At 70.8% G+C, this 21,583-nt stretch carries 18 protein-coding genes, 1 tRNA gene, 1 other RNA gene and 1 pseudogene; 10 read left to right on the forward strand and 11 right to left on the reverse strand.

The genetic code is table 11. The features are described 5' to 3' along the window. From A6048_RS01935 to A6048_RS01945, 3 genes are all read right to left on the reverse strand, one after another. Entirely contained in the window at window positions 1-360 is a 360-nt protein-coding gene (locus tag A6048_RS01935; protein ID WP_107747987.1) for an NADH-quinone oxidoreductase subunit A, read from the reverse strand. Window positions 361-564: 204 nt separating this feature from the next. Next, window positions 565-969, reverse strand: a complete 405-nt coding sequence (locus A6048_RS01940; RefSeq protein ID WP_200837318.1) for an Rv3143 family two-component system response regulator — start codon at window positions 967-969, stop codon at window positions 565-567. A gap of 104 nt (window positions 970-1,073) precedes the next feature. Beyond that, window positions 1,074-1,161, reverse strand: a tRNA-Ser gene (locus A6048_RS01945). Window positions 1,162-1,287: 126 nt separating this feature from the next. Here A6048_RS01945 and ffs point away from each other — a divergent pair. The 5 genes and pseudogenes from ffs to recR all read left to right on the forward strand — a co-directional run. Further along, an RNA gene (gene ffs, locus A6048_RS01950) (signal recognition particle sRNA small type) lies at window positions 1,288-1,382 on the forward strand. Between the two features lie 47 nt (window positions 1,383-1,429). Next, window positions 1,430-2,710: an aspartate aminotransferase type Ic gene (locus A6048_RS01955; RefSeq protein WP_107747989.1), complete on the forward strand. Its 1,281-nt coding sequence runs from the start codon at window positions 1,430-1,432 to the stop codon at window positions 2,708-2,710. A 494-nt stretch (window positions 2,711-3,204) separates the two neighbouring features. Then, a complete protein-coding gene (locus A6048_RS01960) occupies window positions 3,205-5,838 on the forward strand; it encodes a DNA polymerase III subunit gamma and tau (RefSeq protein WP_107747990.1) in 2,634 nt (877 codons plus the stop codon). A gap of 112 nt (window positions 5,839-5,950) precedes the next feature. Beyond that, window positions 5,951-6,286, forward strand: coding sequence for a YbaB/EbfC family nucleoid-associated protein (locus A6048_RS01965; protein ID WP_107747991.1), 336 nt, complete (start codon window positions 5,951-5,953; stop codon window positions 6,284-6,286). Window positions 6,287-6,368: 82 nt separating this feature from the next. Next, window positions 6,369-6,974, forward strand: a pseudogene (gene recR / locus A6048_RS01970) (recombination mediator RecR); the annotation flags it as partial. A 141-nt stretch (window positions 6,975-7,115) separates the two neighbouring features. Here the strand turns inward: recR and A6048_RS01975 are convergent. Next, a complete protein-coding gene (locus A6048_RS01975) occupies window positions 7,116-8,045 on the reverse strand; it encodes an amidohydrolase family protein (RefSeq protein WP_107747993.1) in 930 nt (309 codons plus the stop codon). Between the two features lie 168 nt (window positions 8,046-8,213). On the opposite strand from A6048_RS01975, the gene A6048_RS01980 reads away from it, so the two are divergent. Together A6048_RS01980 and A6048_RS01985 are read left to right on the forward strand one after the other, a co-directional pair. Continuing rightward, a complete protein-coding gene (locus tag A6048_RS01980) occupies window positions 8,214-8,852 on the forward strand; it encodes an ArsR/SmtB family transcription factor (RefSeq protein WP_107747994.1) in 639 nt (212 codons plus the stop codon). After that, complete coding sequence (locus A6048_RS01985; RefSeq protein ID WP_107747995.1) at window positions 8,845-9,645, forward strand: SRPBCC family protein; 801 nt, start codon at window positions 8,845-8,847, stop codon at window positions 9,643-9,645. Before A6048_RS01980 ends, A6048_RS01985 begins: the two co-directional genes overlap by 8 nt. Window positions 9,646-9,651: 6 nt before the next feature. On the opposite strand, the gene A6048_RS01990 is transcribed toward A6048_RS01985, so the two are convergent. The 3 genes from A6048_RS01990 to A6048_RS02000 are packed head-to-tail and all read right to left on the reverse strand — an operon-like array spanning window position 9,652 to window position 12,929. After that, on the reverse strand, window positions 9,652-10,512 hold the full coding sequence (locus tag A6048_RS01990) for a type 1 glutamine amidotransferase (RefSeq protein ID WP_107747996.1): 861 nt from the start codon (window positions 10,510-10,512) through the stop codon (window positions 9,652-9,654). A 2-nt stretch (window positions 10,513-10,514) separates the two neighbouring features. Continuing rightward, window positions 10,515-11,801 carry a MurT ligase domain-containing protein gene (locus A6048_RS01995; protein ID WP_107747997.1) on the reverse strand — a complete coding sequence of 429 codons (1,287 nt, stop codon included), beginning with the start codon at window positions 11,799-11,801 and terminating at the stop codon, window positions 10,515-10,517. A 27-nt stretch (window positions 11,802-11,828) separates the two neighbouring features. Then, window positions 11,829-12,929, reverse strand: coding sequence for a serine hydrolase (locus tag A6048_RS02000; RefSeq protein WP_107747998.1), 1,101 nt, complete (start codon window positions 12,927-12,929; stop codon window positions 11,829-11,831). Window positions 12,930-13,196: 267 nt separating this feature from the next. On the opposite strand from A6048_RS02000, the gene A6048_RS02005 reads away from it, so the two are divergent. From A6048_RS02005 to A6048_RS02015, 3 genes are all read left to right on the forward strand, one after another. Further along, window positions 13,197-14,138 (forward strand): exonuclease domain-containing protein, encoded by a 942-nt coding sequence (locus A6048_RS02005; protein WP_107747999.1) that lies wholly within the window; start codon window positions 13,197-13,199, stop codon window positions 14,136-14,138. 113 nt (window positions 14,139-14,251) lie between these two features. Continuing rightward, window positions 14,252-15,613 carry an aspartate aminotransferase family protein gene (locus A6048_RS02010; RefSeq protein ID WP_107748000.1) on the forward strand — a complete coding sequence of 454 codons (1,362 nt, stop codon included), beginning with the start codon at window positions 14,252-14,254 and terminating at the stop codon, window positions 15,611-15,613. A gap of 6 nt (window positions 15,614-15,619) precedes the next feature. Next, window positions 15,620-16,051 carry a phage holin family protein gene (locus tag A6048_RS02015; protein ID WP_107748001.1) on the forward strand — a complete coding sequence of 144 codons (432 nt, stop codon included), beginning with the start codon at window positions 15,620-15,622 and terminating at the stop codon, window positions 16,049-16,051. Window positions 16,052-16,183: 132 nt separating this feature from the next. Here the strand turns inward: A6048_RS02015 and A6048_RS02020 are convergent, their stop codons facing one another. From A6048_RS02020 to A6048_RS02035, 4 genes are all read right to left on the reverse strand, one after another. Next, window positions 16,184-17,317 (reverse strand): glycerophosphodiester phosphodiesterase family protein, encoded by a 1,134-nt coding sequence (locus A6048_RS02020; RefSeq protein ID WP_107748002.1) that lies wholly within the window; start codon window positions 17,315-17,317, stop codon window positions 16,184-16,186. A 268-nt stretch (window positions 17,318-17,585) separates the two neighbouring features. Further along, window positions 17,586-18,686: a peptidoglycan recognition protein family protein gene (locus tag A6048_RS02025; RefSeq protein ID WP_107748003.1), complete on the reverse strand. Its 1,101-nt coding sequence runs from the start codon at window positions 18,684-18,686 to the stop codon at window positions 17,586-17,588. A 398-nt stretch (window positions 18,687-19,084) separates the two neighbouring features. Beyond that, window positions 19,085-20,947 (reverse strand): 2-isopropylmalate synthase, encoded by a 1,863-nt coding sequence (gene leuA / locus A6048_RS02030; protein ID WP_107748004.1) that lies wholly within the window; start codon window positions 20,945-20,947, stop codon window positions 19,085-19,087. A 158-nt stretch (window positions 20,948-21,105) separates the two neighbouring features. Further along, window positions 21,106-21,543: a GNAT family N-acetyltransferase gene (locus A6048_RS02035; RefSeq protein ID WP_107748005.1), complete on the reverse strand. Its 438-nt coding sequence runs from the start codon at window positions 21,541-21,543 to the stop codon at window positions 21,106-21,108. Window positions 21,544-21,583 lie beyond the last annotated feature (40 nt).

Raw genomic sequence — 21,583 nt, forward strand, 5'->3', positions numbered from 1 at the left:
TCAGTCCCAGCTCAGTCCGCCCCTACGCCACTCGTAGGCGTAGGCGACGGAGACGTTGAAGACGAACAGGGCCATCGCGGCCAGCCCGAACAGGCCGAGGTTGTCGAAGTGGACCGCCCACGGATAGAGGAAGAGGATCTCGATGCCGAAGATGATGAACAGCATCGCGGTGAGGTAGTACTTCACCGGGAACCGTCCGCCCCCGACCGGCTGCGGGGTGGGCTGGATGCCGCACTCGTAGGCCTCGAGCTTCGCCCTGTTGAACCGGCTAGGGCCGGCGAGTGAGGAGACCAGCGAGGAGAAGACGGCAAAGGCGACGGCGACGGCCCCGAGGGCCAGGATCGGCACGTACTCGTTCATCGCGTCACTCCTCGCGTGTTCCTCGAGAAGGCACCTGTGGGCACACTTCTCCTGCAACCGCATGGGACTCGAGGTGACCGGTGTGGTGGGTTCGCGGTCGCTTCGGATCCCCGGCGGGTCGGACGGTGTCCGTCCCGCAGCTGTGACTCTACTCACATTGCTTTGACGCTTGTCTGGACTTTCGGGAGTCGGTTTTTCCCCTCGTCAGTCGTCCTCGAGGAGTACGGTCACGGCCTCCCGGAGCCGCAGCGGGTCGATCGGGTGGGGGACCGCGGCGTCCGCGCGGGACCAGTCGGCCAGCCACCTGTCGTCCGGTCGGCCGGTGAGGACGAGGATTGGCGGGCAGGTGTCCAACTCGTCACGGAGTTGCTTGGCCAGGCCCAGTCCTCCGGTGGGGGCGGCCTCGCCGTCGAGGATCGCGAGGCCGACGCCCCCGGCGTCCATGTGTTCGATCACGACCGGCGCCGTGGCGACCTCGGTGTAGTGCAGCCGGGGGAGGTCGGGGTGCGGGCGCGTGCCCAGAGCGGACATGACGCGGCTGCGGGTGCCGGCGTCGTGGCTGTAGACGAGCACCCGTAGCTCGACGTCCGGACTGGTGATCTGGCTCACGTTGGAGATGCTACCGAGCGGGAGCGGCCGCGGTGGGGGATGCCGGGGTGGGGTCGAAATGAGAGACGCGGCCCGGGCTCGAGAGCACCGGGCCGCGTCTGCGGCGGAGGATAGGGGATTTGAACCCCTGAGGGGCTATAAACCCCAACCCGCGTTCCAGGCGAGCGCCATAGGCCACTAGGCGAATCCTCCGTGGACGAGAGTACCCAGCGCGGACAACCGGTGGCAAACCACGGTCGAACCACCGGTACGACACCAGCGCCCGGCGGGAGATCGTGGGCTGCGTGCAACAGCGGAGGCGGCACGGCTAGACTCGTACCCGGACCCCGCGCGGCGTCCATCCTGTGAACTCCCCCAGGGCCGGAAGGCAGCAAGGGTCAGCGGGCTCTGGCGGGTGCGCGGGGTCCCTTTACGTCTGGGTACACACACCACCGACGATGTCGACCTCCCGGAGGCCACTATGGCGCTGTCCGATCTCACCGCCGACGACCTCGGCCAACTCGAATCGGAGCTGGCCGCCCAGTACGCCGCGCTCGGCGACCGGGGCCTGTCCCTGGATCTGACGCGCGGAAAGCCGTCGCCAGAGCAATTGGACCTTTCCGAGCGACTCCTGTCGCTGCCGGGGGAGGGCGACCACAAGGCCGGCAAGACTGACGTCCGCAATTACGGCGGCGGCGCGGGGCTGCCCGAGTTGCGGGCGATCATGGCCGAGCTCCTGGGCGTTGACGCCGACCGCGTGATCGCACAGGACAACGCGAGCCTGTCGATCATGTACGACCTGCTGTCGTTCTCGATGCTGTTCGGCACGCCCGACTCCGAGCGGCCATGGAAGGACGAGCCAAAGCTCCGCTGGCTGTGTCCGGTCCCCGGTTACGACCGGCACTTCGGCATCACCGAGGCCCTCGGTATCGAGATGATCCCCGTGTCGCTGGACGAGGGCGGCCCGGACATGGACGAGGTGGAGCACCTCGTGGCCACCGACCCCTCGATCAAGGGCATGTGGTGCGTACCGATCTATTCCAACCCCACCGGCACCGTCTACAGCGACCACACCGTGTCCCGGTTGGCGCGGATGTCCGCCGCCGCCCCGGATTTCCGGGTGATCTGGGACAACGCCTACGTGGTGCACACGCTGACCGAGGACTTCCCCAAGGTGCCCGACGTCGACACGCTCGCCGCGGAGGCCGGGCATCCGAACCGGTTCCTCCAGGTGTGCTCGACCTCCAAGATCACCTTCGCGGGCGCGGGCGTGTCGTTCCTGTCCTCCTCTCGGGAGAACCTGGACTGGTACCTGGGGCACACCGGGATCCGGTCGATCGGTCCGAACAAGGTCAACCAGTTGGCCCACGCGCGCTTCTTCGGCGACGCCGAGGGGGTGCGGAGCCACATGCAGAAGCACCGCCAGATCGTGGCACCGAAGTTCGAGGCCGCAGACGCCGCACTGAGACGCCGGCTCGGTGGGCACGACGTGGTGGCCCGGTGGTCGCGTCCCGAGGGCGGGTACTTCATCGACCTTGAGGTGCCGGACGGTACCGCCACGGAGACCGTCCGTCTGGCCAAAGAGATCGGGGTCGCGCTGACCCCGGCGGGATCGGCCTATCCGTACGGCCAGGACCCCGACGACCGTCACATTCGTCTGGCCCCCACGCTGCCGCCACTGGCGGAGGTCGAGACGGCGATGGACGTGGTGGGTTTGTGTGCGCTGCTGGCGGCGTGCCGTACAGCCCGCGACGGGATGTAACAGCGCCTCTCCCTTCGTTAATCACCTTCACGGGGCTACCTCCTCGCAGGCGCTTCTCGCCCCCGGGGCCCCCGTGGCGCCGCCCTCACCTGCAAGGCCGGGGAAACGTGATCTACAACACGTTCCCATTTGGTGAACTCGCCGGCCTGTGCGGCGGCAGGGCCGCTGACGTGCATGAATGTGAGCAGCGCCGCTGTTGAGCAATAGTCAATAAATGTAGGTTCTTGATCGCCGCAGGTCAGTCTGGTTGTATCTCTACCGTCCGGACCCCACAAGGGATCGGGCACCGGAGTGCGGCTGAGGGGCTGCGAGGGGCCGGTGCCCAGATCCTGGTCCGGAACCGCGCCGCGAGGGTCTGAGGGGGCCCGCACCGCCGCGCGAGGGACGTCGGGAGGGGCTGCGGAGACGCGGCCCCTCCGGTCATTTCCGGAGGTTGTGTTTCCGGACGCGTAGGGCGGACCTCGTCGTCGTACCCCCTGGGTACCCTCTTGCATGTGGCCCTCTATCGGAAGTACCGCCCCGCCTCCTTCGCCGAGGTCGTGGGCCAAGAGCACGTCACCGAACCGCTCTCGGTGGCCCTGTCCTCCGGTCGCATCAACCACGCCTACCTCTTCTCCGGCCCACGCGGCTGTGGCAAGACGTCGTCCGCGCGCATCCTCGCCCGGTCGCTGAACTGCGTACAGGGGCCCACCGCCACACCGTGCGGGGAGTGCGACTCCTGCGTGGCACTGGCGCCCGGGGGCACGGGAACGCTCGACGTCACCGAGCTCGACGCGGCCAGCCACGGCGGCGTGGACGACACGCGCGACCTGCGTGAGCGGGCGTTCTTCGCGCCGGCGTCGTCGCGGTACCGGGTGCTCATCATCGACGAGGCCCACATGGTCACCAACGCGGGCTTCAACGCGTTGCTCAAGATCGTGGAGGAGCCGCCGGAGCACCTCATCTTCATCTTCGCCACCACCGAGCCGGAGAAGGTGCTGCCGACCATCCGCTCGCGGACGCACCACTACCCGTTCCGGCTGCTCACGCCGTCGTCGATGCGTGGGTTGGTCGAGCGGATCAGCGAACAGGAGGGAGTGCGGGTCGACCCGACCGTGTTCCCGCTGGTCATCCGCGCCGGTGGGGGGTCACCGCGCGACACGCTGAGCGTGCTGGACCAGCTCATGGCCGGCGCGGGCGAGGACGGCATCACCTACCCGCGTGCGGTGAGCCTGCTGGGGGCCACGGAGGTCGCGTTGATCGACGACACGGTGGACGCCCTCGCCGCGGGGGACGGTGCCACGCTGTTCCGGACCGTCGACAAGGTCATCGAGTCCGGGCTTGACCCCCGGCGATTCGCCGCGGATCTGCTCCAGCGGCTCCGGGACCTGATCATGGTGCAGTCGGTGCCCCAGGCCATCGAGCGCGGGCTCGTCGACGCCCCGGTCGAGCAGGCCGAGACCATGCGCCGCCAGGCCGAGACCGTCGGGCCGGCCACCCTCGCGCGGTGCGCGGACATGGTGCACGAGGGCATGGGGTCGATGCGCGGGGCCACCTCGCCGCGGCTGCTGCTGGAGATCCTGTGCGCCAAGCTCCTCCTGCCCTCGGCGGATGACTCCATGGTCGCGCTGCTCCAGCGGGTCGAGTCGCTCGAGTCCGGCACCGCGCGTCCTGCTGCGGCGCGGCAGGACGGTGCCGGGGGTGTCCGCGCCCAGGGCGTGAGTCCGGCCGGTGTGAGTGCGGCGGGCGCAGGAGTGCCTGGTGACGACGACGAGGTGCGCCCCGGCCCGGACGGCGCCCCCGCCTCGCAGTCGCAAGCCCAGCAGGAGGGGCGTCCGAAGTTCGTGCGCCGCTCCCAGCGGCCGACACCGGAGCCGGCCGCCCAGCAGGAGCAGCCGGGCCCGGCGCCGCAGACACAGGCGCCCGGGTCGCAGGCACCAGCGCCCGCACCGCAAACACAGGCACCAGCGCCTGCGCCGCAGGACCCCGAGTCGGCGCCCCAGGTGCCCGAGCCCGCGGCCCGACCCGTGCAGGCCGCGGCCGCCGAATCGGCCGTGCCCGCCGAATCCGTCGCGCAGCAGCTGGCCGAGAATCAGCGGTCGTCTCGTGGACCCGCGGCTCCCGCCCCGGAGACCGCGCCGCAGGTAGCCGAACCCGGGCCTGCGTCGACCGGGACGTCCCCCGAGGTGGCCGCCGATGCCGCATCCCAGGCTCAGGTCCCGTCCGCGGAAACCGGACGGCCGGTATCCGCCGCCCCGCGGTCGTCGTCGGTCGAATCCGAACCGGCACCCGAATCGGCATCCGAGCCTGCACCTGCACCAGCATCCGAGCCGGCACCCGAGCCTGTACCCGCCTCCGGACTCGAGCCCGCCCACGAGCCCGGCCCTGAGCCAGTGGCGGACCCATGGCGTGAGCCGCAGGTCGAGCCCGAGACCCCGGCTCAGCCGGAGTCCAGGTCGGAAACGGGAACGGCGCCGGGACGTGAACCCGAGCCCGCCGCGGCCCCCGGGCTGGAGGCGGAGGACATTCGTCGCGCGTGGCCCGCGATCCGGGACGCGGTCCGCAAGAGGACCCGCACGGTCGAGGTGATGCTCGCAGGCGCGACCGTCGCCGGGGTCGACGGCCGGGTCATCCACCTCGTGCACGACTACGCCCCGCTGGCCAAGCGACTGTCCCAGCCGCACAACGCCACCGCGATCACCGACTCGGTTACCGAGGTGGTGGGCGGGGACTGGACGATCCGCTGCACTTCGGGCGGGGCGCCGGCCGCGGCAGACGGGGCCCCGGCTCCCGCCCCGGCCCGTGGAGGCACCCCGGGACCGGCGGACGCGCCCGCGAACACCCAGCAGGCCGAGCCTCAGGGGTGGCAGCGCCGACTGCGCGGGGGCGACGCCGGTCAGGGGGCGGGTTATGGCCGATCCGGCGAGGGGGGTGCGCCCGGCGGCGGGTACGACGACATCCCGCCACCGCCCGAGGAGCCGGAGCCGGAGGCCGGGGAACCCGACGGCCCGCCACCGCCCCCGGTGAGTGAGGAGGACATGGTGAACGAGGCCCGCAGTGGGCCGCAGAACATCGATCACCGGACCGGCGAGGACATCGCGCTGCAGCTGCTCAAGGAGCATCTCGGGGCCCGCCCGCTCGAGCGCTGACCGGCACGGCCCGCCGCGCGGCGGGGCACGCTGTCCGATGGTGCGGTTACCCTGGGTTCCGACCGCCCGGGGCCGCCCCGGCCCAGAACGGCACCAGCCGAAAGGACCCGCCATGCAGCCCGGACCCGATATGAACGCCCTCCTCGAGCAGGCCCAGCAGATGCAGGCACAGCTCGCCCAGGCGCAGCAGGAGATCGCCGCGAGCACGGTCGACGGCCAGGCCGGTGGCGACCTCGTCACTGTCACGATGCGCGGCACCGGTGAGGTCACCGGGGTCACCGTCGACCCCAAGGTCGTGGACCCCGAGGACATCGAGACGCTCCAGGATCTGCTCGTCGGCGCGTTCGGTGACGCACACACCAAGGTCCAGCAGCTCGCGGAGTCGCGGCTCGGTCCGCTGGCCTCCGGCGGCGGCCTCGGCGACATGATGGGCGGCCTGGGCATGTGAGCCCGGCGGGATCCGGGGAGATCCGGAACCCGCCACCCGGCGTCGCATCCGACGCCGGGAACGAAAGAGCACAGGAACGGCGATGTACGAGGGACCAGTCCAGAACCTGATCGACGAGTTCGGCAAACTGCCGGGCGTCGGTCCGAAGTCCGCGCAGCGGCTGGCCTTCCACCTCCTGCAGGCGGAGCCGGAGTCGGTGGAGCGGCTGCGGTCCGCACTACAGGCGGTGGTCGACGGCGTCACCTACTGCGAGGTCTGCGGCACGGTGGCGGCCGGTGAGCGCTGCCGTATCTGCTCCGACCCGCGGCGCGACCCCACGCTCATCTGCGTGGTCGAGGAGCCCAAGGACATCGAGGCCATCGAGCGCACCCGCGAGTTCCGCGGGCTCTACCACGTGCTCGGTGGCGCACTCGATCCCATCAACGGCATCGGCCCCAACGAGCTGCGCATCGCCGGCCTGATGAGGCGGGTCGGGGAGGAGTTCGAGGGTGAGGAGATCGCGGAGATCATCATCGCGACCGACCCCAACACCACCGGCGAGGCCACCTCCACGTACCTGGCCCGGCTGCTGCGGCCGTTCCCCGAACTCGTGGTGAGCCGCCTGGCCTCCGGCCTGCCCATGGGCGCGGACCTGGAATTCGCGGATGAGCTGACCCTGGGAAGCGCCCTGTCCGGCCGCCGCATCCTGTCCGGCGGGGCCGCTCAGCCCGCGCGATCGGGTGGCGTGCTCCGGCCGGAGCAGATCGAGACCCCGGCCCCACAGCCACCCCCCGAATCGGCGCCCCGGCCGTCCCCCGAGTCGGCTGGTGCGGCGGACCGGACCGATCTGTCAGAGACCGAAGAGCCTCGCGGCGTTACCGTGCCACACCGCCCGTAACCAGTCGTCGCCCATCCCCAGTCCCACCAGGGCATCGAGTTGGTGCGCGAACGGGTAGGGGATGTTGGGGAAGTCGGTCCCCAGCAAGATCTTGGGCCCGAGGTCGGCGAGCCGCCCGCGCTCGGAGGAGGGGAACGGGCTGATCTCCACGACGAAGTCGGTGAACGCCATGGTCGTGTCCAGGTAGACGCCGCTGTACCGCTCGGCCAGGTCCAGGAACTCCGAGTACTCGCCCATGCCCATGTGGGCGATGATCAGCGGCAGGTCCGGGAACCTCTCGAGCACGGCCGCGACCGGCTCCGGCCCCGTGAAGGTCCCCGCCACGGGGCCGCTCCCGCAGTGGATCACCGTAGGCACCTGTGCCTCCGCGAGCTGACCCCACACCGGGTCCAGCAGCGGATCGCGCGGGTCGTACTCGCCCACCTGGATGTGGGACTTGAACACCCGGGCCCCGGACTCGATCGCGTCCCGGACGTAGTCGCCCGCGGTCGGTTCGGGGAAGAAGGTCGCGGTGTGTAGGCAGTCGGGGTGCCGTGAGGCGAAGTTCGCCGACCAGGAGTTGAGCCACGCCCCCATGTCGGGCTTGTGCGGGTACAGCATCGACGAGAACGCCAGCACCCCGTAGGACCGCAGTCGCTCGACGCGCTCGTCCTCGGCCTCCCGGTAGGTGATCGGCCACGTCCGCCCGATCTTGGGGCCGGCGGCGTCGAAGTAGTCCCACACCTTGGCCATCACCCGGTCGGGCATGAAATGCGTGTGGACGTCGATGATCCCGGGCAGACCCAGCGGCTCCCACAAGGCGCGCACCTGCGCTGCCTCTGCGGCGGGATCGGGAGGGGTCACGGAGCCGGTGAGGGTTGCGGTGCCGTGGTGGATACACATGGATCCGAGGGTAAGGCCAGGGCGCTCCTCCGGCTGACTGATCGGGCTGCTCCGAGGGAGCCCACCCCCGAGCGAGCCCACCCCCGAGTCGTGACCGCCCCGGGGGCGCGCGGCGCCGACCAAGAAAATGTTCTTGACAAGAAAGATTGTCGGTAGAAGGCTGGGGTCATGCAGGACATCGGAGTGATCGACAGCGCCGAGGTGGCGACCGCCGCCCTTGCCCCGATCCGCACGCGACTACTGGCCGAGCTCTCCGAACCGGGGTCGGCCACCACGCTCGCCGCCCGCCTGGGGATACCGCGGCAGAAGCTCAACTATCACCTGCGGCAGCTCGAGAAGCACGGGCTGGTCGACCTGGTCGAGGAGCGACGGCGGGGGAACGTCCACGAACGGATACTGAGGGCCTCGTCGTCGTCGTATGTCGTCTCCCCAGAGGTGATGGGGCGGGTCCAGCCGGTCGTCGGTGCCGACCGCGACCAGGCCTCGCCACGGTGGCTCCTCGCGCTCTCCTCGCGCATGGTGCGCGAGGTGGGTGAACTGATCGTGGGGGCCCGCCGGACCGGCAAGCGGGTCGGGACGTTCGGTCTCGACGGCGAGGTCCGCTTCGCCACCCCGGCCGACCGCGCCGCGTTCGCCGACGAGCTCACCGACGCCGTCACCACACTCGTGTCCAAGTACCACGACGACTCCTCCGACGGGGGCCGCCGACACCGGATCATCGTGGGGATGCACGCCGTGCCACCCGACAGTGCTGTTCAACCCGAGAGTGCCCACACGCCCGAGAGTGAGGAGAAAGACGATGTCTGACCAGCACAAGCGGATCGAGAAGGCCATCGAGCTCGACGCCACGCCGGAGGAGGTATGGGAGGCCGTCGCCACAGGTGAGGGGATGGCGTGCTGGTTCGTGCCACACCGGTTCGACCCACCGGAGGGAGGAGTCGGCGCCCGCGTCGTGTCCGACTTCGGTTCGGGCAACATCTCCGAGGCCACGGTCCGCGAGTGGGAACCCGGGCGGCGCTATTCGTCCTCTGCGGACGGTCAGACGGAGGTCGTGGAGTTCCTCGTGGAGGGGCGGGACGGTGGCGGAGCGGTACTGCGGCTCATCCACAGCGGCATCACCGGTGAGGACTGGGAGGCCGAATACCACAGCCACGGTTGGGACGGTTTTCTGGCGAACCTGCGCCGCTACTTCGAGCACTTCCGCGGGCTCGCGCCGGTCACCGTGTCGATCATCGCGTTCACCGAGCTCGACAAGGACGGCATCTGGGCGCTGTTCGACGGCGCGCTGGGCATCGACGGACAGCCGGCGGTCGGCGACACCGTGCACCTGACGCCCCACGGGCTCGATCCGATCGACGGCGTGGTGGAGGTGGCCGAACCGGGCAACCTCGGCATCCGCAGCGACCGCGGCGCCCACTTCTTCAGCGGTGACGGTGCGTGGGGGATGGTCACCGTCGTCCACTACTTCTTCGGCGAGGGATTCGACCGCGACGCGCTCACCGCCGACTGGCAGCGCTGGGCCGACGGTCTCTTCCCGCCGCCGGCCGACTCGCCGACCGCCCCGCCGACCGCCCCGCCGACCGCCCCGCCGGCGGGCTAGCAGGCGTCAGCGGCGGGCGGCGGTCAGGCGTTCGCGACGCAACTGCTCGACCGCCGGCACCTCGACGGGCGGCAGCGAGTCCACGCCCAACGCGCGGCACAGCAGCAGGTCCGCCAGCTCGGGGTTCCGCGCGAGCACCGGGCCGTGCATATAGGTCGCGATCATCGAGCCCTGCACCACTCCCTCGACCCGCGTGCCCTCGACCGATCCGCCCGCGCGCGCGGGCTCACCGGCCGGGACGCCGTTGCCCACGCCCGAGGTCACCTGCCCCAGCGGAGCGGCATCGGGGCCCAGCACGGTGGCGCCCATGTGGTTCTCGAAGCCGGTCAGGGTCTGGGTGAGCCCGGCCAGCTCCGGCGCCACCACCAGCTCGCCGATCGAGCGCGTGGCCTGCGGCGAGGTGGTCACGTCCAGCAGGCCCAGCCCGGGCGCGCGGGAGCCGTCGGAGACCATGAACCACTCGCCGAACACCTGCATCCCGGCGCAGATCGCCAGCACCGGCACCCCGCGCGCGACCGCCCGCTGCACGCCGGGCGAGCCCGACAGGTGCCGGGACGCGAGCTTCTGGGCGGTGTCCTCGCCGCCACCCACCGTGTAGACGTCACACGAGTCGGGAACGGCGTCGTCGAGGGTGATGCGGACGATCTCGGCGTCGTACCCGCGCCACCTCAACCGCTGGCGCAGGATCAGGGAGTTGCCGTCGTCGCCGTAGGTGCCCATCACGTCCGGGAGCACCAGACCGATGCGCACGGTCGACTCGGTGGGCCGTGGGGAATCGGGGGAGACGGTGTCGAGCGGTGAGGCGGAGGCCCCAGCGTCGCCGCCCGGGCCCTGGTTGGTGCGGGCGCCCTCGTCGTGTCCGGTCATCGCTACTGCTCCTTCCGGGCGGCGATCGCGCGCCCGAGGTCGCGGAACGCGGTGTAGTTGGCAAGCACCTCGACCCGGCCGGGTGGGCATCGTCTGATCGCGGTCAGCGGGTCGGGCTCGAGCTGGTGCTCGACCCCGGCGTAGGTCAGGCGCACGGACAGGTCGGCGGCGCGCTCACCGGAGGCGTAGACAGACACACCCTCGAAGCTCTCGAACCGCACGTCCCACAGCCAGGACAGGTCCACGCCGTCGGCCACCTGGCCGTTGACCGCGATCACCAGGCCGTCGGCGGAGGTGTCGATCATCCCGAGCGCCTCCTGCCACCCGGCCGGGTTCTTGGCCAGCAGTAGATGCGCGGCGCGGCCGTCGACGTCGACGGTCGAGTAGCGGCCCGCCACGTCGTCGACGCCCTCGACGGCCCGGACCGCGGCCATCGGGTCGGCCCCCATCGCCACGGCTGCGGCCACGGCCTGGGCGGCGTTGCCCCGGTTGGCCCGCCCCGGGATGGCCAGTGTCATGGGAGCGGTGAAGCCGTCGGGCCCGTGGATCGCGTCCTCGGTGACCCACCAGTCCGGCTCGGGCCGCGCGAAATGTCGACCGTCGGGCAGGGTGCCCTTCGCCTGCCAGTGCACGGCGCCGGTCTCGTCGACTGTGCGGGTGATCGGCTCACCGGTGCGCGGGCAGCTCACCGAGTCGCCGGCCCATGCGTTGCCGGCCGCCACCCACACCACCGACGGGTTGTCGAAGGCGACGGAGGTGATCATCACGTCGTCACAGTTGGCCACCACGGTGGCCTGCGGCTGCGCGGCCACACCGGCCCGCAGCCGCCGCTCGATGGAATTGATCTCGCCCACCCGGTCCAGCTGGTCGCGGCTCAGGTTGAGCAACACGATCGCCTCGGGGGTGGTGTTCTCCGCGACCGCCGGCGTGTGCAGCTCGTCCACCTCGATCGCGGCCAGCGGGGCCGCCCGGTCGGCGCCGAGCGCGGACACGATCCCGGCGTCCATGTTGTCGCCGTTGGCGTTGGAGGCCACCGGAGCCACCGTCGACAGCGCGGAGGCGACCATCCTCGTCGTCGTGGACTTGCCGTTGGTCCCGGTGACCAGCACGGTCCGCCGTCCGGCGGCGAGCTGGGACATCAGGCCGGGGTCCAGCTTGAGCGCGACCAGGCCGCCGATCATCCCGCCCGACCCGCGGCCGGACACCCGCGAGGCCCAGGTGGCCAGACGGGAGACGGCCACGGCTGCGCGGCCACGGGGGGTCAGTGCGGAGTGCGCGCGGGAACTCATGCGACGAGTCTAGGCAGGCGCACCGGTTCAGAAACGAACCGCACCGCCGAGCGCCCGGGCCACGTCGCGCCCGAGCCCGGAGATCACTTCGTCCTGGGTGCCGTAGGTGCCCGCGGCGGTGGAGATCACGGCGATCGAGTACCGGCCGGAGGCGGTGTTGATCACGGCGATGTCATGGTCCGTGGTGTCGGTCTCACCGGTCTTGTTGGCGCTCGATCCCTCGGGGAGGTGGGCCGGCAGCTTCCACAGCCGCTCCTGGCCGAGCATCAGGTCGAGCACGGTCCGCGCGACCGCGGGGTAGGTCAGGGCCTCGCTGCTGGGCGCCCGCCCGTCGGCGGCCCGGACCAGCTCGGTGAGGTACCCCACACTGCCGCGCGCGCTGACCCGGCTCCAGTCACCGGTCCACTCCCCGCGGAAGGTCCCGCCGGTGTGGAACTCGTCGGCCAGGTCCACCCGGTCGGCCACGTCGTTGATCGCCTCGATCGGGTCGTCGGTGTCGGGCGCCTCGGGACCCCGCACGGAGAGGTCGTAGAGCAGGTTCGCGGCCTCGTTGTCCGAGACGGAGATCGCCTGCTCCAGCAGCTCGTCGAGGGGCCCGTAGGGGGTCTCGGCGGCGGGGTCGGCGTCCCAGGCCTCGAGCGCGGCCACCGCGTAGGCCACTTTGATCACCGAGGCGGCATAGCGGGGTTCGTCGTCCCCGGCGCACACCACGCGCTCGTCGGGGGCGTCGATCGCCAGGACGCACGCCGCCAACTGGTGGCCCGACAGCCCCGCGTCGGCGACCGCCCCGGACAGCAGCGGACCCACCTCGCGCCAGCCGGACGGCACCGGCCGCACGCCGTGCGCGGGGTCCTCGACCCGGCCGTCCGGTACGGAGGCGGCGGGCTGAGATGATCCGGGCTCAGAAGGTCCGAGCTCAGAAGAGCCGGGGTGGGTGCTGGCCGACGCGGTGTCCGGGCGCACCAGCTCGGTCCCGGGTGCGGTCACCGCCACCCCCAGCAGCGCCGCCATGCACAGCGCGCCGTATCCGCTCGCGGTCAGGTGGAGCAGTCGACGGGTACGACGCCGCGCCCGAACCGGGGCATCCCGCAGGCGCGCCGCGGGAGTGTCCGACCGGTACCGCGCCACGTGCTCTCCTGGATCCGGCCGGACCGCCGACGGCCGGTGCGCTGATCTGACGGCGTCGACATTAGTCCGCCCGCGCGGCGCGGTGGAATCGGGCGGATGGACGGCAGGCGGCGGGAAGTCGGCGGGCAGGTCGGTCGGGAGTCTGCTGCGGGTCGGCGGGGAAGTCGCCCCGCACGTCGGCTGCGGTCCGGGATGTCGGGGCGGTCTGCCACGATAGGCGGCACGGACGGACGTGGTCGGCACGGACGGCGCGGGAGACGGGGTGACATGAGCGGCTGGGTGGTGGTGGACGTCGAGACGTCCGGGATGAGGCCGTCGGTCGACCGGGTGCTGTCGGTGGCGGCGGTGGTGATCGACGACGACGGCGAGGTGGTCGAGGAGTTCGCGACCCTGCTGAACCCGGGAGTCGACCCGGGGCCCGTCCACGTGCACGGCCTCACCCCGGCCCTCCTCGCCGGCAAACCACGCTTCGCCGATGTGGCCGCGGACCTGGCCCGTGTGCTCGACGGCCGCACCGTGGTGGCGCACAACGCCACGTTCGACGCCTCCTTCCTGGCCTCCGAGGCGCGGCGGGCCGGACTCGAGCCGCCGCTGGAGCGGTTCCTGTGCACGCTGGACTTCGCGGGTCGGCTGCACCTGTCCACCGCCGACCTCAAGCTGGTCACGCTCGCCGCGCACTTCGGGGTCGAACAGCGGGCCGCGCACGACGCCCACGACGACGCCCTGGTGCTGGCCGGGGTGTTCGCCGGGATGCTGCGGGTGGCCGCGGCCAAGGACGTCCGGCCCACCGTGCGCGAACTCGCCGGGATGCTGGCGGACCCGGAGACCGGCTTCCTGGTCTCCCGCGTCTGGGCGGAGGCACTGGCCGCACCCCGGCTCTGGCGGCCGGCCGGGAGGCTGAAGCGCGGCGGCGGGCTGGTGCAGGGCATGGAGGTGGTCTTCACGCAGGACGTGGACCGCGACCCGGAGGAGATCGCCGGCCTCGTCGTCGAGTCCGGTCTCTACCTGGCCGACCGCATCTCCTCCCGCACCTCCCTGGCGGTGTGCGACGCCCCGGGCGCGGTCCGGGGCCGCGCGGCGTTCGCCCGCAAGAAGGGGCTCGAACTGGTCCCGTTCGCCCGGTTCGCCGAAATGCTGACCGACGTCACGCCCGGGCGGCCCGTCGCGGGCGCGCAGGCGGTGGACAGCGCGCAGGAGGCGCTCTTCTGACCCAGGCCTTCTGACGGGCGCGTTCCGCATCGTGGGGCGCTGGTCCGAGGGGGCGCCGCGGAACTGACATGATGGGCTGCGGCCCACATCGTCGACCACAGGAGTACCGCCCCGTGCCCGCACCCCAGAACGCCGCCGCCCGCGAGGTCTACGAGAAGGAGCGGGCCCACGTCCTGACCCCGTGGTCCGCCTGGGGCGCCAGCGACCCGATGGTCGTCACCGCCGCAGAGGGCTGCCACCTGACCGACGGCGACGGCAACCGCCTGCTCGACTTCACCTCCCAGCTGGTCAACACCAACATCGGCCACCAGCACCCCGTGGTGGTCAAGGCCATCCAGGACCAGGCCGCCGAGCTGTGCACCATCAATCCCGCGCACGCCAACGCCGCCCGCGCCGAGGCCGCCCGGCTGATCGCCGAGGTCGCGCCCGCCGGCATGAACCGGGTGTTCTTCACCAACGCCGGCACCGAGGCCGTCGAGCACGCGATCCGCATGGCGCGCCGCCACACCGGCCGGCACAAGACCCTCTCGGCGTTCCGCAGCTACCACGGTGCCACCACCACCTCGATGAACCTCACCGGCGACGCCCGCCGCTGGGCCAATGACATGGGCAACACCGGGGCCGTGCACTTCCACGCGCCCTACCTGTACCGGTCGCATTTCTACGCCGAGAACGAGAAGCAGGAATGCGACCGCGCGCTCGAGCACCTGGACTCGCTCATCGCACTCGAGGGCCCGGACCACTTCGCCGCCCTGATCATCGAGTCGGTGCCCGGCACGGTCGGCATCATGGTGCCGCCGGCCGACTACCTGCGCGGCGTGCGCGAGATCTGCGACAAGTACGGGATCGTCATGATCTGCGACGAGGTCATGTCCGGCTTCGGCCGCACCGGCGCCTGGCTGGCCCTGGACAACTTCCGCTCCGGCGACGACGACTGGGCCCCCGACCTCATCACCTTCGCCAAGGGCTCCAACTCCGGCTACGTCCCGCTGGGCGGGGTGATCCTGCACGACCGGATCGCCGCCTCCTTCGAGACCACCCCCTACACCGGTGGCCTGACCTACGCCGGGCACCCGCTGGCCTGCGCCTCCGTGGTGGCCACGATCAACCTGATGCGGGACGAGAAGATTGTCGAGAACGCCCGCTCCATCGGTGAGGACGTGATCGGCCCGCGCCTGCGCGAACTCGCCCGGAAGCACCCGTCGATCGGCGAGGTCCGAGGCCTGGGAGTGTTCTGGGCCGTGGAGATGGTGGCCGACCGCGAGACACGCGAGCCCCTGGCCCCCTACGGTGGGACATCGGAGGCCATGGCCAGGACCTTCGCCGCCGCCAAGTCCGACGGCGTGCTGTTGTTCATGAACTACAACCGGTTCCACATCGTGCCGCCCTGCATCATCACGGCGGACGAGGCCAACGCGGGGCTCGACATCCTCGACCGCGCGCTCGATGTGGCCGATTCCTACGTGGGGAGCTGACCGGACATGGCGCTGATACTGGGGTTGATCGTCAACGCGGTCGCCCTGTGGGTGGCGACGCTGATCGTGCCGGGGATCTCCCTGTACGAACCCGCCGCGGACGCCGGGATGGCCTCTGGCACCGCGGACAACGAGGTGAGCGTGCCGACCATCGCCGCGCTGCTCATCGTGGCCGTGGTGTTCACGCTGGTCAACGCGGTGATCAAGCCGATCGTGCAGCTGCTGTCCCTGCCGTTGACCATCCTCACGCTGGGGCTGTTCCTGCTGGTGGTCAACGCGCTGATGCTCATGCTCACCGGCTGGATCACCACCACGTTCCAACCCTTCGGGGCGCAGTACGTGGTGAGCGGGTTCTGGGCGGCGTTCTTCGGGGCGATCGTGATCGGCCTGGTCAACTGGGTGCTCGGCATGGTGATCCCCACGCGCGCCCGCGACTGAGGCTGGCCCCTCGCGCGCCCGCGGTCCCTCGGGTGGCCCCGGCCGCTCGACGAGAAGAGCGTTCCGAACACGTCGCCCGAGTGGGGGTGTTCGGAACGCTCTTCTCGTGGGCGCGGCGGGCCCCGGGTCAGCTCACCCCTCGGCGGTGTACTGCGGCGGTAGCGCCAAGCCCCGCTCCGACATGAGGTCCCGCAGCCGGTCGGGATAGTCGGTGATGATCCCGTCGACCCCGATGTCCATGAGGTACTCCATGGTCGGAACGTTGTTCACCGTCCACGGGACGATCTTCAGACCGTGAGAGTGAGCGCTCTCGACCATCTCTTCCGTGACGTACGCCCGGCAGTCGCTCTCACCGACCGTGCAGCTCTGGTCGGGGTGGGTCGCGACCGGTGAGTAGGCGACCACACCGTCGATGGAGGCCGCGGCTGCGACGCCGTCACCGTCGAAGTCCCCGATATCGATTCCTCCGAGCCACGGCGAGGGCTCGCCGGAGTCGATGCCGAGGAAGTCGTGGTTCGTCAGGGCCACGAGCGGGAGGGCCGGGGCGAGCTCGTGCATCGCCATCAGCGCGCCCCAGTCGAACGACTGGACCGTGATCTGCTGCTCGAGGCCCGAGTCGGCGATCTCCTCGTGGACCGCCGAGACGAACTTCTCGCGCGGGGCGGTCTGGTCCGGGGCCCCGGCCTCCACCTTCGTCTCGATGTTCATCCACACCCCGCCCGGCCCGTCGGCCCCGTGGGCCTTGACCAGGTCGAATAGCTCGGAGAGGAGCATCATCTTCTCACCCGGATGGGTCTGCTGCTCGGGGTACCCGGGACGACGGAGCGAACCACAGTCGAGCGTCCGGACCTGCTCGAGCGTGAGCTGGTGGATGTAGTTGTCCATGTACGGGAACAGGGGATCGCCCTCCACCCCGGGTGCGGTGTCCTGGCAGACGTCCGTCCGGGGCCGTCGGTCGTGCGTGACCACGACCGCGCCGTCGGCGGTGACCTGGGTGTCGAGTTCAAGGGTGGTCACGCCCAGTTCGAGCGCATGGGAGAACGCCTGCGGGGTGCTCTCGACATGGAGCCCCACGCCCCCGCGGTGCGCCTGGAGATCGAAGGCGCGCTCCCCGGCGCCGAGCGAGCCGAGGGCATCGAGTGAACCCAGCGGTCCGTCGGCGCCGAGCGATCCCGTCGCGGCGGTGGCGACGGTCAGGGATGAGGCGGTGAGGAGGCAACCGAGGGCGGTGCCTCCTACCGTGAAGAGGGCACGTGTGCTGCGCATGGGGAACCTCGCCGGAAGTGGGATCGGCATTCCGGGTGGGCCCCGGTTGCCACTTGCCGACGAGACGTTATGCGGCGTCGCCTACGGGCGGTTCGACCCGGAGTGAACACGGGGTGACGAGTGAGACAGCCTTGGGGGCAAGGGGAGTGACGTGCGCTCTGGTGCGGCCTCGGGAGGGCGGAGTCCGCTACTCCCGTGCCGGGCTCGCCGTTCGGATTCGTCCGGATAGCGGGCCCTGCACGGAAGTAGCGGAGTCGTCAGACGGAAGTCAGGAGCCGAAGGCGGCCGAGGAGACCGCGTTCGGGGCCCAGCCGCGCGCGGCGGCGTCGCGGATGAACTGCATCTGCGGGTAGAACGAGTTGCCCGGGCAGGCGGTCCCGCCCCAGTCGCGGTGTCCCGAGACGGCCGGCATGTTGCGCGTGGCCCCGCCCTGCGGATTGCGGTAGGTGATGCCGCCACGCGGGTTGATGCCGGTGGCCGAACAGAGGGCACGCACGCAGTTGATGGTCGCGCCCACGGCGGCGGCGGTCGGCGGTGCCCCGGTGAAGTCGCCCAGCAGACTGATGCCGATATTGCCGTTGTTGACGCCGCCCGTATGGCCTGCGGTGACCACCGGGGGAGCGATACCGGCGAGCGGCGGCACCTGGAATACCGGGGTCCCGCCGACGGTTCCGCCGCGGCCCTGGTAGATCCGGCCCTCGGGGTCGATGAGCAGGTGGTATCCGACGTCGCCCCAGCCCAGCGTGTTGGCGTGGTAGTTGTAGATCGCGCGCACGCTGGCGGCGCGGTCCAGGCCGACGGGCGAGGCCGTGTGGTGGATGGTGATCGCCTGTGCCGGGTGGAACTGGGAAGCCCAGCGGTTGCCGGACACGTCGCCGGCACCCCACGCCGCGCGCGGGATGATCGGCAGGCCGAGCGTCCCGACGCTGGCCAGGCTGTAGTTGCGCGGTGCGCCCCGGCCGTCGTCGAACGCGGTCGCCCGCGCGCCGGCGGGCGCGTCGACCTCGTAGCCCACGGAACCGTCCGGCGCGGCGACGAGTTCAGAGGCGGGCGTGCTCCCGGAGTCCGGGGCGGAGTCCATCGCCTCGAGCGGCAGCCAGTCGCCCACCGAGCCGTCGGGGAACGCGAACCGGATGCGGCCGGCGATCTCCTCGGCGCTGGGGAAGGTCACCCCGACGTAGCCGAGTGGACCGTTCGGCTGGATCATGCCGCTGCCGGTCGGGACCGACTTGAGCAGATCCTGGGCCATGCCGAGGGAACCGGTGTCGAACGGGTTGGCCCCGGCGAGGGGGCCACGGACGGAGGAGGCGACAGCGACGCCCACCCCGACTGACGCGGCGGTGAGAAACCCACGGCGTGAAACGGGCATAAGGGTGCACTCCAGACTTGTACTGCAGAAAACTGACGCCTGGCATATCGGCGCGATCGACCGTCACATTACGCCCTCGACGTAACCAAATCGAGACCTTCGTTACCGGAGTGATATATGTGGCTAGTGAGGTTCAGGGGGCGCATCTGAAGCTCCTTTCGCCCGGAAACCGCGGGCCCGAGGCCCAGTCACGCACCCGCCCAGTCACGCGCCCGCCCGGCCGCACGCGCACCCGGCCGCACGCACACCCGGTCACACCGCCCGCCGCCCGCCGCCCGCCGCCCGCACGCACACCCGGTCGCACCGCTCGCCCGGTGCCACAGCTGCCCGCCCACCCGCACAAAAAAAGCGTTCCGCACACGGCGATGTGTGCGGAACGCTCTTCTGGTCGGGTCAGCTCAGGGAGCCCAGGTGCGGGCGCCCTCGGTGCTGCCCACGGTGTCGTCGGAGCCCGCGGCCTCGTCCGCGTACGCCCGGTTCACCGCCGAGACCACCGCGCGCAGCGACGCCGTGGTGATGGAACCGGCGCGGCCGACCCCCCAGAAGACCCGGTTGCCGAACTGCACCTCGACATAGGCGGCCGCGGTCGCGTCGTCTCCGGCGGTCATGGCGTGCTCCGAGTAGTCGAGGATGCGCACCTCGTCGTCGAACATCTCGTTGAGCGCGGCGACGAACGCCGCCAGGGGGCCGTTACCGGACCCGGTGAGCTCCCGGGTCTCGCCCTTCCACTTGATGACGGCCTCGATGGAGTCCTCGCCGTCATCGGTCTCGGAGACCTCGAGGTGCTGGGACATGCGCTCCATGGGGGAGATGCGGTCCAGGTACTCCAGCGTGAAGATGTCCCACATCTGCTTGGGTGTGACCTCGCCGCCCTCGGAATCGGTGACGTTCTGCACCAGCGCGGAGAACTCCATCTGCAGGCGCCGCGGCAGCTGCAGGCCGTAGTCGCTCTTCATGATGTAGGCGACGCCACCCTTGCCGGACTGCGAGTTCACGCGGATCACGGCCTCGTACGACCGGCCTTCGTCCTTGGGGTCGACGGGCAGGTACGGGACCTCCCAGGTGATGTCGGTGACGTCCTCGCCGCGTGCGTCGGCCTCGGCCTCCAGGGCGTCGAAGCCCTTGTTGATCGCGTCCTGGTGCGAGCCGGAGAAGGCGGTGAACACCAGGTCGCCGCCGTAGGGGTGGCGCTCGGGTACCCGCAGCTGGTTGGCGTACTCGACGGTGCGGCGGATCTCGTCCATGTCGGAGAAGTTGATCTGCGGGTCGACGCCACGGGTGAGCAGGTTCATGCCCAGAGTCACCAGGCAGACGTTGCCGGTGCGCTCGCCGTTGCCGAACAGGCAGCCCTCGATGCGGTCGGCGCCGGCCTGGAAGGCCAGCTCGGCGGCGGCCACGCCGGTGCCGCGGTCGTTGTGCGGGTGCAGCGACAGGATGGTCGAGTCGCGCCGCGCCAGGTTGCGGTGCATCCACTCGATCTGGTCGGCGTACACGTTGGGCGTGGCCATCTCGACCGTCGCGGGCAGGTTGAGGATGATCGGGTTCTCGGGGGTGGCGCCCACGACCTCGGTGACGGCGTCGCAGACCTCCTTGGAGAACGCCAGCTCGGTGCCGGTGAAGGACTCGGGTGAGTACTCCCAGCGCCAGTTGGTGTCCGGGTAGTCCTTCGCGACGGCCGTGACCAGGGCGGCGGCGTCGGTGGCGATCTTCTTGATGGCGTCGCGGTCCTTACGGAACACCACCTTGCGCTGCAGGATCGAGGTGGAGTTGTAGAAGTGCACGATCACGTTGGACGCGCCCTCGCAGGCCTCGAACGTTCGGCGGATCAGGTCCTCCCGGCACTGGACCAGCACCTGGATGGTGACGTCCTCGGGGATGGCGTCGTCCTCGATGATCTCGCGGACGAAGTCGTAGTCCGTCTGCGACGCCGACGGGAAGCCGACCTCGATCTCCTTGTAGCCCATGCGCACCAGCAGCTCGAACATGCGGCGCTTGCGGGCCGGGCTCATGGGGTCGATCAGCGCCTGGTTGCCGTCGCGCAGATCCACGGCGCACCACTGGGGCGCGTGGGTGATGGTCTTGTCCGGCCAGGTGCGGTCGGGCAGCGAGACGTCCTCGACCTCCTCGGCGAAGGGCCGATACCGATGCGCCGGCATCGAGGAGCCCTTCTGTCGGTTCCACGACGGTTGGTCGGGGCGTCCGGGCTTGGAGGGGGAGGTGATCGTCGACGACGACGAGACGAATGCGTCAGCGGGATTCATTGCGGGGGCTCTACTTCCATGGATTCGATCTGTGGGGGGATCGGACCGGCGCGACGAGATCCCGCGACGGGGAGCCGGTCCGCCTCAGCGGGCCCCGCCGCGGCACCCAAGAAGGAGCACGCGCTGCATGGGGGTCACGATACACCGTGTCGGGGGCGTCATGGAATCGGGATGACGAAGGTCGTGGACCCGGTGGTCGTCTCGGGTGGGGAGAGGGGCGAGTCGGGGCCCAGTTCCTGGTCGTGGTGCATGGAACCCCAGAGTCTGCGGCAACCGGCCTCCTCGGCGATGCCGACGGCCTTGTCCACGAGCTGATGGGCGATCCCGCGGCCCCGCAACGCCTCGCTCACCCGGATTCCGTAGACGAACAGGTCCGGGCTGGCGCCCAGGTACCCGGTCTCCACCGCCACCAGCATCCCCACGGGGACCTCGTCCTGCAGGGCCAGCAGCAGGAGGTTGGACCCGTTGTCGAGGAAGTCCCGGGTCCATTCCGCGGTGGGCGGGTAGGCGAAGAGGTCGCCGGCCGACAGCACGAGATCGAGGTCGGAGCGAGAGGCGCGACGGATCACGAGCTCCGACTGCTCCGGCGAGGTCATCTGTCAAGTGTGACAAAACCTGCGCGGTAAGGCACGGGTC

It is taken from the genome of Dietzia psychralcaliphila (genome assembly GCF_003096095.1).
GTDB classification, from domain to species: domain Bacteria; phylum Actinomycetota; class Actinomycetes; order Mycobacteriales; family Mycobacteriaceae; genus Dietzia; species Dietzia psychralcaliphila.

Coding starts and splice junctions, on each gene's coding strand:
- leuA (WP_107748004.1), bottom strand. CDS start 20,947: ATGAATCCCGCTGACGCATTCGTCTCGTCGTCGTCGACGATCACCTCC.
- A6048_RS02025 (WP_107748003.1), bottom strand. CDS start 18,686: ATGCCCGTTTCACGCCGTGGGTTTCTCACCGCCGCGTCAGTCGGGGTG.
- A6048_RS01955 (WP_107747989.1), top strand. CDS start 1,430: ATGGCGCTGTCCGATCTCACCGCCGACGACCTCGGCCAACTCGAATCG.
- A6048_RS01995 (WP_107747997.1), bottom strand. CDS start 11,801: ATGAGTTCCCGCGCGCACTCCGCACTGACCCCCCGTGGCCGCGCAGCC.
- A6048_RS02035 (WP_107748005.1), bottom strand. CDS start 21,543: ATGACCTCGCCGGAGCAGTCGGAGCTCGTGATCCGTCGCGCCTCTCGC.
- A6048_RS01935 (WP_107747987.1), bottom strand. CDS start 360: ATGAACGAGTACGTGCCGATCCTGGCCCTCGGGGCCGTCGCCGTCGCC.
- A6048_RS01980 (WP_107747994.1), top strand. CDS start 8,214: ATGCAGGACATCGGAGTGATCGACAGCGCCGAGGTGGCGACCGCCGCC.
- A6048_RS01985 (WP_107747995.1), top strand. CDS start 8,845: ATGTCTGACCAGCACAAGCGGATCGAGAAGGCCATCGAGCTCGACGCC.
- A6048_RS02005 (WP_107747999.1), top strand. CDS start 13,197: ATGAGCGGCTGGGTGGTGGTGGACGTCGAGACGTCCGGGATGAGGCCG.
- A6048_RS02020 (WP_107748002.1), bottom strand. CDS start 17,317: ATGCGCAGCACACGTGCCCTCTTCACGGTAGGAGGCACCGCCCTCGGT.
- A6048_RS02015 (WP_107748001.1), top strand. CDS start 15,620: ATGGCGCTGATACTGGGGTTGATCGTCAACGCGGTCGCCCTGTGGGTG.
- A6048_RS01965 (WP_107747991.1), top strand. CDS start 5,951: ATGCAGCCCGGACCCGATATGAACGCCCTCCTCGAGCAGGCCCAGCAG.
- A6048_RS01975 (WP_107747993.1), bottom strand. CDS start 8,045: ATGTGTATCCACCACGGCACCGCAACCCTCACCGGCTCCGTGACCCCT.
- A6048_RS01990 (WP_107747996.1), bottom strand. CDS start 10,512: ATGACCGGACACGACGAGGGCGCCCGCACCAACCAGGGCCCGGGCGGC.